The 16,858-nt window shown below is 65.0% G+C and carries 12 protein-coding genes and 1 pseudogene; 6 read left to right on the top strand and 7 right to left on the bottom strand.

Annotated elements, in window-relative coordinates:
* The 3 genes and pseudogenes from ACJH7A_RS07595 to xerC all read left to right on the top strand — a co-directional run.
* A pseudogene (locus tag ACJH7A_RS07595) lies at positions 1 to 287 on the top strand (hypothetical protein); the annotation flags it as partial.
* A 217-nt stretch (positions 288 to 504) separates the two neighbouring features.
* Complete coding sequence (locus ACJH7A_RS07590) at positions 505 to 5,361, top strand: phage tail tape measure protein (protein ID WP_406801693.1); 4,857 nt, start codon at positions 505 to 507, stop codon at positions 5,359 to 5,361.
* The gene (gene xerC / locus ACJH7A_RS07585) at positions 5,358 to 6,566 is read left to right on the top strand and encodes a tyrosine recombinase XerC (protein ID WP_406801692.1); all 1,209 of its coding nucleotides are present in this window, start codon (positions 5,358 to 5,360) and stop codon (positions 6,564 to 6,566) included. The genes ACJH7A_RS07590 and xerC overlap by 4 nt, the downstream gene beginning before the upstream one ends.
* A gap of 5 nt (positions 6,567 to 6,571) precedes the next feature.
* Here the strand turns inward: xerC and ACJH7A_RS07580 are convergent, their stop codons facing one another.
* Both ACJH7A_RS07580 and ACJH7A_RS07575 read right to left on the bottom strand, forming a co-directional pair.
* Entirely contained in the window at positions 6,572 to 6,715 is a 144-nt protein-coding gene (locus tag ACJH7A_RS07580) for a hypothetical protein (protein WP_406801691.1), read from the bottom strand.
* On the bottom strand, positions 6,708 to 7,772 hold the full coding sequence (locus ACJH7A_RS07575; RefSeq protein ID WP_406801690.1) for an SDH family Clp fold serine proteinase: 1,065 nt from the start codon (positions 7,770 to 7,772) through the stop codon (positions 6,708 to 6,710). The genes ACJH7A_RS07580 and ACJH7A_RS07575 overlap by 8 nt, the downstream gene beginning before the upstream one ends.
* 108 nt (positions 7,773 to 7,880) lie before the next feature.
* On the opposite strand from ACJH7A_RS07575, the gene ACJH7A_RS07570 reads away from it, so the two are divergent.
* Positions 7,881 to 8,039: a hypothetical protein gene (locus ACJH7A_RS07570; RefSeq protein WP_406801689.1), complete on the top strand. Its 159-nt coding sequence runs from the start codon at positions 7,881 to 7,883 to the stop codon at positions 8,037 to 8,039.
* A 556-nt stretch (positions 8,040 to 8,595) separates the two neighbouring features.
* On the opposite strand, the gene ACJH7A_RS07565 is transcribed toward ACJH7A_RS07570, so the two are convergent.
* The 3 genes from ACJH7A_RS07565 to ACJH7A_RS07555 all read right to left on the bottom strand — a co-directional run bounded on the left by ACJH7A_RS07565 (position 8,596) and on the right by ACJH7A_RS07555 (position 11,373).
* Positions 8,596 to 9,225 (bottom strand): hypothetical protein, encoded by a 630-nt coding sequence (locus ACJH7A_RS07565; RefSeq protein ID WP_406801688.1) that lies wholly within the window; start codon positions 9,223 to 9,225, stop codon positions 8,596 to 8,598.
* Between the two features lie 314 nt (positions 9,226 to 9,539).
* Positions 9,540 to 10,340, bottom strand: coding sequence for a TIR domain-containing protein (locus tag ACJH7A_RS07560; protein WP_406801687.1), 801 nt, complete (start codon positions 10,338 to 10,340; stop codon positions 9,540 to 9,542).
* A 187-nt stretch (positions 10,341 to 10,527) separates the two neighbouring features.
* Positions 10,528 to 11,373: a hypothetical protein gene (locus ACJH7A_RS07555; RefSeq protein ID WP_406801686.1), complete on the bottom strand. Its 846-nt coding sequence runs from the start codon at positions 11,371 to 11,373 to the stop codon at positions 10,528 to 10,530.
* Positions 11,374 to 11,617: 244 nt separating this feature from the next.
* On the opposite strand from ACJH7A_RS07555, the gene ACJH7A_RS07550 reads away from it, so the two are divergent.
* Positions 11,618 to 13,078 carry a bifunctional phosphatase PAP2/diacylglycerol kinase family protein gene (locus ACJH7A_RS07550; RefSeq protein ID WP_406801685.1) on the top strand — a complete coding sequence of 487 codons (1,461 nt, stop codon included), beginning with the start codon at positions 11,618 to 11,620 and terminating at the stop codon, positions 13,076 to 13,078.
* Here the strand turns inward: ACJH7A_RS07550 and ACJH7A_RS07545 are convergent.
* Positions 13,075 to 14,808: an acyl-CoA dehydrogenase family protein gene (locus ACJH7A_RS07545; RefSeq protein ID WP_406801684.1), complete on the bottom strand. Its 1,734-nt coding sequence runs from the start codon at positions 14,806 to 14,808 to the stop codon at positions 13,075 to 13,077. The genes ACJH7A_RS07550 and ACJH7A_RS07545 overlap by 4 nt on opposite strands.
* A 74-nt stretch (positions 14,809 to 14,882) precedes the next feature.
* Positions 14,883 to 16,055 carry an SRPBCC family protein gene (locus tag ACJH7A_RS07540; RefSeq protein ID WP_406801683.1) on the bottom strand — a complete coding sequence of 391 codons (1,173 nt, stop codon included), beginning with the start codon at positions 16,053 to 16,055 and terminating at the stop codon, positions 14,883 to 14,885.
* A gap of 111 nt (positions 16,056 to 16,166) precedes the next feature.
* On the opposite strand from ACJH7A_RS07540, the gene ACJH7A_RS07535 reads away from it, so the two are divergent.
* The gene (locus ACJH7A_RS07535; protein ID WP_406801701.1) at positions 16,167 to 16,787 is read left to right on the top strand and encodes a TetR/AcrR family transcriptional regulator; all 621 of its coding nucleotides are present in this window, start codon (positions 16,167 to 16,169) and stop codon (positions 16,785 to 16,787) included.
* The last annotated feature ends 71 nt before the right edge of the window (positions 16,788 to 16,858 follow it).

The raw sequence follows: 16,858 nt of genomic DNA, 5'->3' as shown, positions 1-16,858 counted from the left end.
CAGATCATCCTCGGGAAGGTGCGCCCTTTCCTACGCCGCCTCGCCGAGGCTCATCCACAGGTTCTGATCATTGCTCCGGCGCCGGCAACGACGAAGACGTCGTCTACGTCCAGCGGTCCATGGACAGCCTCCTGTACGAGTCGGGCATCCAGTCTCGAGTGCTCAAGGAGATCGGAGGCAAGAGTCTGACCGTGACCCTGCAGGTCTACGGCTTCGCCGCGTTCACCGCTGAGCGCTACCCGACTTCGATCGTCGAGATCGGCGGTCTGACCCCTCCAATCTTCTGATCTTGGGCCCTTCCGGTTGGGTGGGGGCCCAGTTGGGGTGCGCGACCGCTTGTTCCTCCACGGTGACGCGCTCTCCAACACTCCTTTGGCAAATGTCGGGGTTTCCGGCCGCTTACCCGGCACCAGCCAAAGGTCTCGGTTCGGGGAGCTGATTGGACATAGTGCCCACTGATGGCCAATCAGCTCCCCGAACCACCGTCGTGCGAAAGGCGAAGATATGAGCAATGCCGTTGAGCTGGCCCAGGTTTGGGTGCCGCTCATGCCGGAGGCGTCTCGTATCGCCGCGGGCGTGGAGAAGATCGGCAAGGAAGCCGCCTCCCGGTTCAACCGACAAACCCAAGTCATGGGCTCCGCGATGGCCAAGTCGATCGACACCCACGGCGCGAAAGTCGTTGAGTCACTCCGCAAGGTCGAGCGCCAGACGATCTCTGTGCAGAAGGCCCGCAAGGCCGACGCCGACGCTCTCGGCCGCCTCGAGCTCGCCCAGAAGCGCTACCAGCAGGTCTCGAGCAATGCGAAGGCGACGGAACTGCAGCGGGCCACCGCCGCGGAGTCGGTGGCGCGGGCGCAGCGCACGCAGGAGCTGACCGCTGACGGCCTGACCCGCGCGACCAAGGGGCTCACCCAGGCGCAGAAGGCCCAGGCTTCAGCGCAACGTGAGGCCAATGCCGCGCAGGCTGCCGCGAGCCGGTCTGGCGCGAGAACGCCTCTGGGGTACAACTTCTCGGCCGCCGGGCAGCAGGCCGAACGGGCCGGCACCGAGTCGGCCACCCGGTTCGCCGCCGGATTCAAGAAGATGATCGGCCCGGCGATGGCGTTGGTCGGCGGCGCGGGTCTCTTCTCGACCATCAAACAGTCGGTCAAGGCCGGCGTCGACATGGAGTCGAACTTGAACCGGCTGCAAGGCGTCACCGGGGCGAGCGCCCAGATGATGGCCAAGGCGTCGGAGAAGGCTCAGCAGCTCGGCGCCGACACCACCATCGTCGGTGCCTCCGCAGCGGACGCCGCAGCAGCGATGCTCGAGCTCGCCAAGTCCGGCCTGAACATGAATCAGGCGATGGGCGCGGCCCCCGGCACCCTGCGGCTCGCCGCAGCCGCGTCGATCGACGCCGCCACCGCCGCGGAGGCGCAGGGCAACATCATCAACGCCTACCAACTCAAGGCCGAGGACGCGAACCACGTCGCGGACGCCCTCGCAGGTGTGGCCAACGCGGCAGCCGGTGAGGTCCCTGACTTCATGCTGGGCCTGCAGCAGGCCGCCACTGTGGCGCACGGCTTCGGCATCTCCATGGACGACACCGTCGCCACCCTGGGGCTGTTCGCCAACGCAGGCATCCGCGGCTCCGATGCCGGCACGTCGCTGAAGACGATGCTCACCCACCTGGCGGCGCCGTCGGACCAGGCCGGCAAGGCCATGGACGCGCTGGGCTTGAACATCCGGAATACCAAGGGCGAGTTCGTCGGTATGCGCGAGCTGTTCCGGCAGATCGGCGAGGCGTCGAGCCGTATGCGCCCCGACGATTTCCAGGAGAACGTCGCAACGGTGTTCGGCACCGACGCGATCCGCGGCGCGATGATCGCCGGCAGCCAGGGCATCCAGACACTCGACAAGATGACGGCGGCAGTCACCAAGGAAGGAAATGCGGCGGCGATGGCCGCCGCCAACATGCAGGGCGTCCCCGGCGTCATGGAGAAGATCTCCAACGCCACCGACGGCGCCAAGCTGGCCTTCTACGACCTGCTCAAGCCTGCGTTGCAGTCCGGCGGCGACAAGCTGCTGACGGTGATCCAGGGCATCGGCGACTCTTTCACCAGCCTGAAGAAGGGCACCGCCACAGGCGGATTGGCCGTAGTCGCTGACGTCTGGCGCGATATCTCCGGTGCCGCAAAAGATCTCGCGCCCACCCTCGGCAAGGCGATCAAGGCGCTCGCTACCGGTGCTGGTGGTGTCGCGGTCGTTGGCTGGCAGGCGCTCGGCATGGCGATCAAGGCCGTCGAGCCGCCGCTGCGCATCATCGCCGACCTGTTCGGCAGCAACCAATGGCTGTCGACAGGCCTCATGGCGGCATTCGCGATGTTCATCGCAAAGACGAAACTGCTTCCCCCCGTGCTTAATTCGGTCAACAGCACCGTCACCCGGGCCAAGGGAGTGTGGTCGGAGCTGCGCACGCCGCTCAACGACGTCAAGGACCGGACGACGGGCCTGGTCACGCAGCAAGGTCTGCTGACGCGCGCCACCGAGGGCACTCTCGGCCCGGTGGGACGCATGCGCGCGGCCTACCTGGAGGGGGCACAGCAGGCCAAGACGTTCGCGCAAAACAACACCTTCCTGCGCACCCAGCTGGTCCAGAATGTTGGCCCGCTGCAACGGATTCAGCAGGCCGGGTCGAACGCGGTGACGTCGATCAGAGGCATGAGCACGGTGATGGGCGCCGCTCGGGCAGCCGGATCGGGCCTGTCCATGGCTGCCGGCGGGCTGATGTCGGCACTCGGCGGCCCGTGGGGCATCGCGATCATGGGCGCGACCGCACTGCTCGGTGGACTCGCAGCGGCCCACGCCGACGCGGCGCGGAAGGCCGGCGAACAGCAGGCCGCGGAGAATGCTCTGAAGGACACGCTGGCCGCCGGCCGCCTCACCGAACGGACCCGCCACGACATCAACACCGCGCTCGGCGAGCGCAAGGACGGCGCTCCGTCGGCGCTGGACCGCGAACAGTCGTTCAAGCTGCCCGCCGGGACGGTCCTCGGCGCCGCGACCGGCAGCGACTCGGCGCGGGCGCTGCTGAACAAGACGCTCACGGACAACCTCACGGCTGCCGGCAAGGGCAACGGCGATGTGCAGAAGATGCTCGACACCGCACAGGCCGCCGGGATCAGCACCGAGGAGCTGTCCAAGGCGCTGTCCAAGGAGGGCTTCAACTGGGACATCGTCACCCAGAAACTGAAGGCGTACAACGACGCCCAGCAGGCAGCGCTCGAACGGGAGCACCCTGGCGGAAAGGTCGAGCGCACCTACGAGCCGGTGCTGCGTGACCTCGACCAGTTGATGGCGAAGCTGCCCGACGCCGCGGAGTCGGCGGCCACGATGAACCAGCAGATGAACCAACAGGCGCTCACCGCGACGCGCGCAGCAGAAGGCTGGGCGCAGGAAAACCGCTCGCTCAACGGCGTGTGGGAGGCCTCGGCGCGCGGCGTGGAGGCCTTCAAGGCGCTCGGCGCCGCGGTCGTCGCGGTGCCGTCGGACAAGCAGATCGTGGTGAGCGTTCCCGACGAAAAGAAGGCTGCGTTCATGCAGCAGATGAAGGACATCGGCAACACCGTCGAGCACCTGCCCAACGGCGAGATCGTCGTCACCGCGAACGACGACGCCGCCGTGGAGCGCTGGAAGGCGTACGTGAAGAAGGTTGAGGGCACGCCGGTCCAGGTACCGATCGAGTTGCAGGTGCAGAACTACGACGCCGCGCTCAAGGCGTGGGTCCAGCGCCTGCAGTCGGGCCAGAACCCGGGTGCGATGCCGCAGGCGCCGGTCACGCCCGGCCAGACGGTCGGCGGCCGCGCGACCGGCGGCCGGATCGACCCGTCGGGCCGGATCAGCGGGCCTGGCAGTGGCACAAGCGATTCGATCCTCGCGCAGGTGATGGGTGGTGGCTTCGTCAAGGTATCCAACAAGGAGTCCGTGAACACCGCGGCGTCGACGGCGAAGAACTGGCCGCTGATCAACGCGATGAACAACGGCTACGTGCCCCCGATCCCGTTGCTGCGCGACCTGTCCGGGTTGAAGGGCTACGCCGAAGGCGGTGCTTTCGCACTGGAGGACGCCGCCGAGGGGATGGTCGGTACCCCCTACAGCCAGGGCGCGCGCAACGACTGCTCCGGCAGCATCGCCCAGCTCGTGAACGCGGCGCTCGGAGGCGGCGACGGCAGTTTGATGACGACGAAGACGGCCGCCACATGGCTGGCCGCGCGCGGCTTCAAGATGGGCAACGGGCCAGCCGGGTCGTTCCGGATCGGCTGGTACGACCATGGACCGAACCCGAACGACGGCCACATGGCCGCGACCCTGCCCGACGGCCGCAACGTCGAATCTGGCGGCAAGAACGGTGTTTTCACCCTCGGTGCAGGCGCGGCAGGCGCATCGGACCCGCAGTTCGACCAGCACATGTACCTGCCCGAGGAAGCCCTGTACCCGGAGGGTTCCGGCGGTTCTGGCGGTGGCGGCTTCGGCGGCGGGAGTTACGGCGGTGGGGGAGGCGGCTACGGCGGCTCCGGCGGTGGCCCGACCCGCGCCGAGCAGCGAGCGCTGCGCAACGCCGCGCAGAAGGTCGACGACACCGCCAAGGCAGTCGAGATCGCCAAGCAGCACCTGGACGAGGTCAACGCCAACCCCAAGGCGAAGCCGTCGGCACAGGCCGCGGCGCAGGAGCGGCTGAACAAGGCCGAGCGCGAACACCAGGACGCCCTGGACGACCAGGCATCCAAGCAGGAAGAGGTCAACGAGAAGTCCGCCAAGCGCGGATCCCGCGGCACCGGCCGGGGCGACGGTACCGGCGACGGCGGCCCGGACGGCAAGTCGTTCGGCAAGGACCTGCTGTCCGGGGCCATGGAGGTGCTCGGCTTCGACGGCTCGGTGTTCTCCGACCCGACGCAGTGGGGGATCTGGAAGCTCGGCACGGGCGGCGCGAACTATCTCGGAGGCCTCGCGAAGAACGTTGGCACCGACGAAGAAGGCAACCGGCGGATGGTGCGCCGGCCCGGGGACGACCCGAGCCGTACTCAGCACATCGGAACTGGTGGCTTGCCGGGCCCGTCCGAAATCGGTGGCGTCGGCGACGGCGGCTTCGGCAACCTGGCCACGGGGCTTCTCGATTCCGTGCTGCCGCAGGCGTCGGACTGGCTGCCCAACGCCACCAACGGTGGCGGCACCACCAACACCAACACGACGAACAACTCGAATAGCAACAACACGACCAACACGGGCGTCGCGATCTACGGGCCGGTCACGATGCAGGCGCCTGCCGGGATGCCCTCGCAGCCCGACCGCATAGCCACCCGACAGACAGGATTGCCGCGATGAGCCGGACCGTAGCTGAGCCTCGGCGCCAACTGCCGCCACAGATCAAGCGAGTCGAACTGGCCGCCCGGGCCGGCGGACGGCCCGTTGTTCGCTACCAACTCACCGTCGACGTCGGATGGAACGGCCCGAAGCGGCTCCGGTTCCGCAAGCGATATAAGACCGAGCGCGAAGCCCGCGACGCCCTCGACTTGATTCGCGGTGACGTCGTCAGAGGCATGTACGTTCACGCCAACAAACGGACGATCAACCATGCGTGCGACGACTACATCGCCGGCAAGGTCGCCGCTGACCGGAAGCGATCGACCGTCAACGGCTACGAGGAGAAGCTGACTGTGGTGCGAGCGGAGCTCGGCGCCATCTTGGTGCAGAAGCTCACCAAGCGGCACCTCGATGACCTCGTGACCGCGCTGCGGGCCGGGGGCCTGTCCTCCCCCACCGGCCGGACGCGGAAACCCTGGTCGCCACGGTCGATCAACTATCTACTGGGACTCCTCGACTCGATCCTCGAGAGCGAGAAGAAGCAGGGCCACGTCGTGCGCAACGTGGCCGCCCTGGTCGACCGAGCGGAGGGAGATCCGAAGCCGCCAGACACGCTGACCCCAGAAGAGGTCGAGACCGTCGAGAAGTACTTCACGGGCGACCAGTACGCGATCGCGTGGACGTTGGCGCTGTGCGGCATGCGGCGCGGCGAGATCGCCGGCCTGCGTTGGGAGCACGTAGACCTCCAGCGCGGCACGCTCACGGTCGCTCAGACACGGTTGCGGTTCGGTAAGCACATCGTCGAGGACACACCGAAGTCGCGCGCCAGCCGGCGCGAGCTTCCGCTGCCCGACCATCTGGTGGCCGCGCTCAAGACAGCCAAGGCGCTCCAGACCGCCCAGCAGCTCGCGCTGGGCCCTGACTACCAGGCGTCCGGGTTCGTCGTCCTCAACGAAGCCGGGCAAGCCCTCAGCCCTCACACATTGACCTCCCGGTGGGCCCGGCTACTCAACGCCGCCGGCGTCCGGCACGTCCGACTGCACGACGCCAGACACACCTGCGGCACCGCGATGCACCTCAAAGGCGTACCCATCGCCGTCATCGCAGCATGGCTGGGACACGCCTCCAAGGCCTTCACCATGCAGACCTACGTCCACTCCCAGCCCCAGGCATTAGCCGCCGCCGTACAGAGCTTCGCGCGGAGTCAGTGCCGTGCTGGCGTCTGACTGGCTCAGCGCCCCGAGTCGGCGGCCTCGCGCCAGATATCGCGAATCTCCTGGTCACGCTTCCCCGAAGTGGGTGCGCCCAGGTCGGTCATGATGCGGCGAATGCGATCCCGGCGCTCGGTCCGCTCAGGGCCGCAGTTGCTATTCACCATTGCCGCCTTCCGAGTCGTCCCCACGTTCACCGCGGCATTCATCGCCTTCATCACCAGTCAACTCCTCACCCTCGCCTCTAGTCTGCCCGTCACCGGGAGGAAAGGGAACGACACCAATGAGATTCATGGCATGCTGTTCCGCAGTCCGGTAAGCATGATTCACCATCGCGAGATGTTCGTAATCTTCGATTGGCTTAACCGGAAGGCCCAACCCCTCAGCTTCAGCGCGCGACACCACGAAGCCGTGGGTCGGGTACTCCTCCAATAGCTGAGCGGGGACCGTAGACGACAAGCCCGGCGGGCAATTCGACCGAGTCTCCATCAGCCGCTTGCCATACTCCTTCGCGACACGCAGTAGTGAATTGGACCAGTGGAGCATCGTCGGATCGATCTTCGCCACGATCGGCTCCATGAATTTCGCCGAAAAGTCCAGCATGGCGGTGATCGCCTCCGCACGACTCAGCCGTGTGTATTGAAGAACCATCCCCCCGCCGCGGAGCACGATATCCATCGCGGTCTCGGTCAAATCGTCCAGGCTCCGGGCACGATCTAATGCCGAAACCGTGATGCCTTCCTGCTCATGGGTCACCTGGGCATCCAACGGCCCGAGTTCCGCCGCCGGAGCCATGTAGATCTCGTCAGCCACCAAACTCAGCAGGGTTGCAGCAGATTTGGCATAGTCCGGCACCACGACGCGGATGTAAGACGCGACACTGCGGAAAATCAGGCCAATCTTGTACGCCGAGTGAGCATCTCCACCGCCGGATTCCAACCAGACATCGAGGGTGGTGTGTTCACGGTCAGCCGGGTCGACCCCGTCGAGCGCCTTGCGCACCTGCTCAACCGTATGGCGACCGATCGAGGCAGTTGGGCCATCACCGTGCTGGAGAAATGCCAACAGGACAGTCCGCTGGGCCTTGGGACCGTCTGCGCCGGCCGGGACAGCACCGGACGCATGGCCATCGACCCTTCCGTTCGATGCGGACTTGGCCCGGACCCGCCGGGTCTTGGGCGCTTTGGCGGTGTCATCGTCGACGGCCGTATTGTCTGCCACCTGCATCCTCTTCGCTGACGTGCGTGACTATTTGCTGGGAAGCATGCCATGGCGTGCACGCTCGCGGAGTGCGTTCGAATGAAACCGACCGCGCCTACCATCGGACTCATGACCAAGCGCCGCCTGACCGACGCGGACTACGCCGAGCTGGCTGCCGACTACGCTGCCAACCCGATCACCGCCGACGAGGTCATCGACGTTGTGGCCGTCAACCCAGATCACCTTCGCGACGCACCTTCGTCCAACAACGGCGAGCCGTCTGCGTAACGTCGGGGGTCCGCGCCCGACAGACCCGCGTTAGCTGATCCCAACCAGTCAGCCGAGTCAGCAAACACCTGCTGACCTGCGGCATTCGAACACCTGGCGCGGGCGCGGCGGCTGGGCCGACGCCCACACTGCCCGCTGGTTGCCCCTCAGCGTCTCGTGGCTGGCCATGGTCCACATGAGCCGAGCCCGGCGAGCTGGTGGCCCTCCCGCCCCCACACCGGCCCCCCGTGCGGGGGCTCCGGCGCCCGGCCCGAGGCGGGGGGCGGGTCAAGACTCTGCGGCCAGCCCCAGGCGGCCCCTCGCCGCGGCAAGGGTCCTCTCCCCCTGAAAAATCGAACAAAAATCAACGCGATCCGACGATCGTCAGCAAACTATCGATCCCATTCGGCGAATGAGCGAGAAATCGGCCGCTACCTGCGGCGAGCTTTCCTGCTCCAGCGTCGCCGCGATGGGCTTCAGACAACCGCATCGACTCGAAGGGCCGCGAGTCTTGTTCGATCACTGGTCGAAGCCCCGGACCGGCACGTGAACCGCAGATCCTGGGCCACGGCCGCGCCTAGCCTTTCGCGGCGCGGTAGTGATCCCGGATGTTCTTCGTGTCCCCGAGGTAGCCCAGCGCGATGCAGTACGTCACCACGAAGTCCTCGTCCAGGCCGGCAGATTTGAACACAGCCATCGAGGCCTGGGGGATATGCCGCTCGCGGCCGCGCTGTGCGCCCGAGGACAGCTCCCGGGAGCTCATCAGCAGAAACCGAAATTCCTCGTCCAGCTCTTCGTCGAGAGGCGGGGTGGGCTCGCCGGTGCCCGCGTTGAACGCCTGGACCGCGGTCGCCCAGCCCTCGAAAGAGAGGTGATCGCCCCACTGGAACACGATGAGTGTGTTGTCCTTGGCTCGGCTCACGCAGTCCTGAAGCTGGGGCTCACGGGGCCACGCAGCGACCACAAGGCCGTTTCGGCGCGGCCCAGGACTTCGGCTAGCGACGTTCGGCGCATTGCGGGCCATCGCGGCCAGCACCTTGGGCGAGCTGGTCTCGTTGCTCTTGAGCGGCGTGAAGATCTCGCGTTTCCGGTATTCGTCGTCCCCGACGTTGTCGTCGATCCAGGTTGCGAGGCGGTGCCCCGCGTCGTCGTCGTACATGGACTCCCATGGGAGCCACGCTCCCCGATGTGCGATGTGTGCGTGCATCACCGCGACGCTACCGCTGGGGTATGACACCTCTGCGCCCGTCTATGCCCGCCGGCGGCCTGGTCTACCCCCACGGGTTAGCGGGCGCTCCGTATTTTCCCCGCATAATCGCCAGAGTGTCCGCTGGTGTCGCGTGGTGTCCGCTGGTGTCACGAAATGGCGTAATCGGTTGTGGCACAAAACATCAGCGGACACGCTACGACACCAGCGGACAGCGCGACCGCAAGCTGAATACGCGGGTTCGATTCCCGTCATCGGCTCCACCGTCTAGCCTCACGAACGCTGTGTCGCCGCTCGCGACTGCACCACCGCAGTTACTTGATGGCCGATCGGTCGACGTCGAATCCTGCACCCTCAAGTTCCTTAGCAAGCTCAACCTGCCAGTCCTTGCTCGAATCAAGTCGCGCGTAGACGATGCCGTCGGTGTCAGAGGGTCGCTCGACGCCCGGCTCAAGCAGCAGAATCACGTTCTGACGGCCAAGAAGTGCGATGAAATAGCCCAGTTCCAAGATCACATTTTGGCGTGCGCGCGGCTGTTCGGCAGCATCGTCATTTCCTGCAATGCGGCCCACGTCGTCCCCCGTGGCGATGACAACGGCGAATGCTGCGACGGCGGCATAGCGTTCCAACTTCTCTATCAGTGTTGCGCCTGAGCTCGCCTGCTCATGCAGAATGATCGGTTCTCTGCCGACCAAGTTGGCAATCAGCCTCGCAACGATCGCTTTAGCTCCGTCGTCGCGGCCATGGACGATAAAGATCTCTGACTTGTCCGTGACCGCATCGTCCTGCCGGATCACGCTCTCGTGCTCACCTTCCGCTAGGTCGTCGATGACTTCAAGTTGTGTCTTCGCGGCCTCTAGCAATGCGACCCCTTGCAAAACGCCTCGCCGTTTGGCGGCGTTGAACTCCGCCTGCGTGGTCCGATCAGTCCAGAAGCCGAGCGTGTACTTGATCTTCTCGAACTTCACAACCAGAGGGTCGGCTTCCCCGACCGTGCGTCGCAAAATCACGCCCGTCTTCGCCTTCCACTCGTTGAAGTCAGTAGGCTCTCCACCACGTGCATCATGAATCTGCTCGTCAAGCAGAATCAGTTTTTTCGCTGTCGTCAGTTTCATTGGCATAGCTTCGCATTTGCACTAGTAAGTCATGCCAGGCGCCCCGCTGAATACAGGCCGGGCTTGAACAGCAGGATTCGGAAAACCACGCTCTCGCGCCGACGACAGGGCGCGTGCGCCCACAGAGCACCAAGCCGCGCTAACCTCAGGACAACAGACTGGGTATCAATCGGACACAGACTGGGCATCAATCGGACACACCCCACAGATTGGCGTATGGGTCCGCGAATGGAACGTTACGATCCCATGGAAACGGTTCAGGAGCGAGGTCGTGAGCCTCACGAAATCGATTATTAATAAGCAGCCCATAAACAATTAGCGCATAACAATACAAATCGTTCTGCTCTTGCGTGATCTGAATGATTTTTCCGACTTCAGTGGTGATCATCGGGCAGTTTTTGATGAACTGTTCGTCTGCTTTGCCTGCTCTGTGAGCCCAAACGTGCCGCGACTGCTGCGCATGGAGAATAGCTTGGCCCAATTCATCGCTAATGTCATGGCCACGATTACCCAGTCCCACAATTTTGAGTTGGGCTTCGATTTTCGCAATGCCGATCAACGGAGTCTTATCACCCTGCCGGACGTCTGAACGCAGTCTGACAACAGCATGATCATAGAGGGCCGCAACGCGGTCCCTACGGTCCTTAAACAGCAACGACGCGGGGACCCTTGCGCTTTCAAATGGTTTCGTCTCCACTAGCTCCGGGTGCAGCAACAGCTGCGCCTTGCAGCCGTCCGCTACGAAGGCCTCGAAGGCGCCCCAAACAGCCATCAGCGTTACTGCATGCGTGAAACTGAACCCGCTCGCGAGTTCAGTTTTACCCGCGGAGACACTCCGACCAACTCGGACCACTCGCGCATGGGATTTCAGAGGAGTCCGCCCAAGGATGCGCTGCACACCGGCGACTGGAGGTAGATACGTTCTAATTAGTGACCGGACATTGGCATTATATTGAAGCACTTGTCGCATGTAGGCCGCCCAGTCGTTGTATGCGATCCTGAACTCACTTGCCTCGAATTCGGATTCGTCCACTACTAAAACCCCCAGCTAGCGCTCTAAAAAACACTATTGCAGTCGCGGAGCGCACCTGAATGCCCCAAGGCGCTCGGCAGTCCAGTACGACGCCGCCCGACCGCATCACCACCTAAACACCGTCCCGCCAATACGTGTCGGATGCCACCCAGCCTAACCGGATGCCCTCGCGGGACTTAGGTTCGATTCCCGTCATCGGCTCCACGAAGGTTGAATCTCCGTCACAACGGATACTTTGGGCCTCATGGATGTACGCGCGATCGGCAAGGGCCTGGGCAGCTTGGACCGTGAGGTCTTCGAAGCAGTAGCCGAGTCGCCGAGCCCACTCCTGGACGCCACGATGCCCCGCCTGACCAGGGCCGCCGACCATTCCAAGCTGTGGTTCGCCATCGCGGCCGGTATGAGCGCGGTCGGCAGCCAGTCGGTCAGGCGCGGCGCCGCACGCGGCGTCGTCAGCCTTGCGGTGACCAGCCTGGTGACCAACCAGCTGGCCAAACGAATCTGGGTCCGGCCGCGCCCGGACCGCACCCTCATCCCGCTGGTCCGGCGGAGCAAGCGTGTGCCCACCTCCAATTCGCTGCCATCAGGGCACTCCGCGAGCGCCGCGGCGTTCGCAGTGGGCGTCGGCCTGGAGTCGCCAGCCGTCGGTCTGCCGCTGGCACTGCTCGCCGGCCTGGTCGGGCTGTCGCGGGTGGCTACCGGCGCGCACTACCCCGGTGACGTGTTCGCCGGCTTCGGCATCGGCGCCGCAATCGCCGTCCTGGGCGCCCGCATCGTCCCGACCATCCCGGCCACCACGCTACCGACGTCGGAGCCATTGCGGTTCCGCACCGAGCCCAGGCCACAGGGCGAAGGCGTCGCGCTGGTGATCAACCCGGCGTCCGGCGACGGGACGGGCAAGCGGGTCATCGACGAAGCCCGAAAAGCCTTACCGCGCATGGAAATCGTGGAGCTCCAAAAAGACGACGACATCGAGAAGGTGTTGCGGGAGACGGCCGCACGCACCGAGGTGCTCGCGGTCGGTGGCGGCGACGGGACGGTGGCATGCGCGGCGGGCATCGCCGTCGAGGCCGGCGTGCCGCTGGCAGTGTTCCCGGGCGGCACGTTCAACCACTTCGCCAAGGACATCGGTTGCGATTCGGTGGCCCGCACCGTGGACGCGATCGCCAAAGGCTCCGCGGCCTACGTGGACCTGGTGTGCCTCAACGAGAAACGCATGGTGATCAACACCGCCAGCATCGGCGCCTACCCGAACTACGTGCGCACGCGCGAGAAGCTCGAACGGCGGATGGGTAAACGCTTGGCCGGCATGTACGCGCTGTACCTGACGCTGCGCAAGGAAGCCCCGGTACGAATCAGGTACGACGACAAGACACTTGAGACCGAACTGTTCTTCCTGGGCAACTCGACGTACTTCCCGTCCGGCTTCGCCCCGTCGGTGCGGCCGCGCCTCGACGACGGCCTGATCGACGTCCGAATCCTGGAAACCGGGCGCCGGTTCAGCCGGCTGCGCATCGCGACGGCGGTCCTGTTGGGCCGGCTGGAACGCAGTCCGCTGTATCACGAACTGCAGGTGCCGGAGTTCCGGTTCGTCGCGGTCGACGGACCCACCACCGTCGCCTACGACGGCGAGGTGGGAGAAGCGCTGAGCGAGGCCAGCTTCACCGTGCGGTACCGCGCGCTGCCGGTCTTCCGTCCCCTCTAGGGCCGCATCTCGTAAGCACCGTCGTACGCCGCCACCTGTTCCCAGACCCGGTCGAAACGAGCCACATCGGCAATCGGTTTGCGGATCGCCGCCAAGGCCCACTCCTGTTGCGCCATCGTGGAACTCGGCTTGCCGTGCAGCGCAACGGCATACGACGAGAAGTCACGGATCTGGAAGTCGAAGATCTGATCCAGCAGGTCGTGGTCGAGCCCGGTTAGCTCGGCCTGTTCCAGGATCAACTGCCCGTAGACGACGAGCGTCAACAGATGCCCGACGACCAGAACGAAGTCGAGGTCGCGCTGCTGGTCGGCGTCGGGTGCCGCGGTCAGCAGCAGGTCCTTGAAGGCCTGCACCTGCTCGTAGAAGCGGGCCACGTTCGGCACCGCGAGGTTCCGCTCGTACACCGGCGCCCAGTCCGCGAACTGCACCTTGGAGGCGCCGCGCGCCGGTCCCTGCGCCCAGAAGAACACGTCGTCGGCCGCGTCGTCGCGGGTGCCGATCTCCGGGTAGCTCGCCGGGTTGAACATGTAGTTCGGCATGAACTTCAGAATCTGCGCGACGTTCACGTGCACCGTGCCCTCGAGCCGGGGCAGCGCACCGATGAGGCGGTTGACCTCGTTGAAGTAGGTATTCTTCTCGAATCCCTTGGCGGCCAGCACATCCCACAGCAGGGTGATGACCCGCTCACCCTCGGAGGTGACCTTGGACTTGGTGACGGGGTTGAACAGGAGGTAGCGACGGTCGTCGAGACCGGCGCTGCGGAAGTAGTCGATGGCGCGGTCGCTGAACAGCTTCATCGCGATCAACCGGGCATAGACGTCGACGAATGACGCACGCACGTGCGGGAAATCGGTGACCGGGTTGCCGTAGAGAATCCGGTTGTTGGCGTGCGTGATTGCCTCGTAGAACGCGTGCTCGCACATCCCGATCGAGCCACTGCACAGGTTGAACTTGCCGACGTTGACGGTGTTGAGCGCCGCCGAGAACGCCTCCGGCCCGGTACAGAGAATGTCCTCCTCGTGCACGGGATAGTCGTTGAGCCGGAAAGTGCTGACGAACATCTGGCCGTGCACGACGTTGTCGACCAGTTCGTAGTTCTCATGTCCGCTGTCCGCGACGAACCACACGTAGCCCTCGGGTCCGTCGACGTCGGTGCGGCGCGAGAACACCGACACCATGCCCGCCACGTTGCCGTTGCCGATGTAGTACTTCTCCCCCGACGCCCGGAACACCACACCCTCGTCGGTGGTCGGCGTCAGCAGCATGTCGGTGTTGTAGATGTCGGCGCCGTGCTCACGCTCGGACAGGGCGAACGCCATGACGCCGCCCGCCTCGAGTTGGGCGGCGGCCCGCTCCTTCGCCTTGATGTTGTCGCTCTGCCAGATGGGGCCGAGGCCGAGGATGGTGACCTGTTCGGCGTACCAGTACGCAAGCCCGTAGAACCCGAGAATCTCGCTCAGCACGGCATTGCGTGAGGTGTCCCAGCGCTTGTTCGGCTCACCATCGGCGAACTCGGACGGTGTCAGGAACGTCGCGAAAACGCGCTCCCGCTTGATGAATTCGAGGAAGTCGGCGACCCACGTCGCGTCCAGGTCGTCGCGCAGCAAGCGCACTTTGCCGCGATCCTCGAACCACTCGATCAGCGCCCGCAGCTGACGCCGCGTCTCGGGGTCGAATTTCTGAGGGTCGAAGTCGTTCGGGTTGAGCAGCAGGCCGCGAGAGTTCGGCATGGGCACCTTCTTCGGTCCGGATTTGGCACCGAATCTAGCGCTCGAAAGCGCGCAGGACGGCGGATTGCGCGTACTTATCCGAGCGCCACACCGAGCTCATCGGCGAACACCCTGATCATGTGCTGCACACCAATCTCGTTGCGGCCGATGATCATGTGGTCGTGCTGGCCGCGCCTGACACCTTCGCCGCACTGAGGCAACATGGCGAAGTCCTCGTCGACAACTGCGGCGTGGACGTTGTCGTACACCTGGTCATAGACCGCACGCATCGCGTCGTCGGTGGCCGGCACCCGTCCCATCCAGCTGTGCCGCACCGAGCATCGGGTCGGTTCGCCGGCCGGCAGGATGTCGATGATCTCCACCCCGATCGGGCTGTTCGCCAGGATGAGGTTGGGATAGATCCAGTAGATGACGCCCATGTTCTGGTGCGGGTCCCACGACCCCGTCGGGTCGTCGGCGAGATTGGCGACCCAGTTGAAGGGGAAGCCGATGCGGTGGTGCTTGCCATACTCGTCGTAAACCCCGGTGTTGGACAGGGTGTTCTGCCCGATCACGCTCTCGCCGTGGACAAATGGGAAGTGATACCCCTCGGCGAACGCTTCCAGGGCACCCTTCCACGACACCTGGGACTGAAACTCTTTCTCCGTGTGATAGCCGTACGAGGCGTAGTTCATCAGCTCGAGTTCCGGCCCGATCGCCCCGAGATGGCCATCGACGTCGATGTCGGCGCCGGCAGTCAGCACGGCCCAGATGAAGCCGTGTCGTTCCTGACTCGGCAGCTCGACCAGTCCGTAGTCGGCCTTGTTCATCGAATCGAATCCCGCCTTGCCGGGAACGGTGAACAGTTCGCCGGTGTTCTTGTAGCTCCACGCGTGGTACGGGCACGTGAACCGGGCGGCGTTACCGGCCCCGCAGGCCGGCTTCGCGCCACGGTGCCGGCAGTAGTTGAGCAACACGTGACTGATGCCGTCACGGTCGCGGGTCACCAGTAGCGAATCGCCCAGCACCGAGCGCACGACATAGTCGTTGACGTTGGGAATCTGGGCCGACGGCACGATCGCCAGCGGAACGCGGCGTAGCACCTGCGACTCCTCGATCTCGGTGATCTTCGGATCGCGGTAGTAGTGCAGCGGTACCCGCAGTTCGCGGTCGGCCATGTCCGTCGTCTTGTCGAGGGCGTGACGCAAGGCGCGCCTGGTCAGTTCCTCGTCCTGATTGCTGACCGGTCCTTCGGCGATCGCCGTCATGGCTGACCTCATTTCACGTTCGGGAATATTCGGACCATACATCAGATGCCATATGTATGGTCAAGAGTTGGTGGCACCCTCCGAATCGCAGCGGGATGGGAGTATGCGGTGATGCGCAGGCACGGCTGGTCTGGTGACATCCCCGTCGACGACGAGGAGGCGGTTCGCCGCATTGTCAGCGCGGCGCGTTCATCGATCGACGCGCGCGGTTCGGTGAGCGTGTCCGATGTGGCCAGTGAACTCGGGGTCACCCGGCAGACCGTGTATCGGTATTTCCCGACGCTCGACGCACTGATGGCGGGCACCGCCTTGTCGGCAGTCGAAGGATTCCTGGACCGCTTGGCCGACGACCTGCAGTCGATCACCGACCCCACCGACGCCGTGATCGAAGGCATCGCCTACACCTTGGAACAGCTCCCCAACGACCGCTACCTGAGCCTGGTCATGCATCCCGGCAGGGCAAGTGCGTTCGCCGCGGGCGTCACCTCCGAGACGGCGATTACATTCGGCCGCTCCATCCTCGAACGTTTCCAAGTCGATTGGCCCGCAGCCGGTTTCAGCGGCCGGCAACTCGATGAGCTCGTCGAGTTCATGCTGCGCACACTGCAGTCGTTCATCCTGGATCCCGGCGGACCTGACCGACACGGCAAGGAGTTACGCGCGTTCCTCCGTCGTTGGGTCGCGCCCGCAGTCCAGCTGCATCACGACACAGCCGCCCACACAGCTCCGTAGCCGCGCGGCCGGGCGACCCATCCCGGCATCTGAAACTCGCTCGCCCCCGGCCTCTCCCGCGTGCAAGCATG

Origin of the sequence: Mycobacterium sp. SMC-17 (genome assembly GCF_045310915.1) — a bacterium.
Classification (GTDB): domain Bacteria; phylum Actinomycetota; class Actinomycetes; order Mycobacteriales; family Mycobacteriaceae; genus Mycobacterium.
This window is presented reverse-complemented; position numbering and strand designations above follow the sequence as displayed.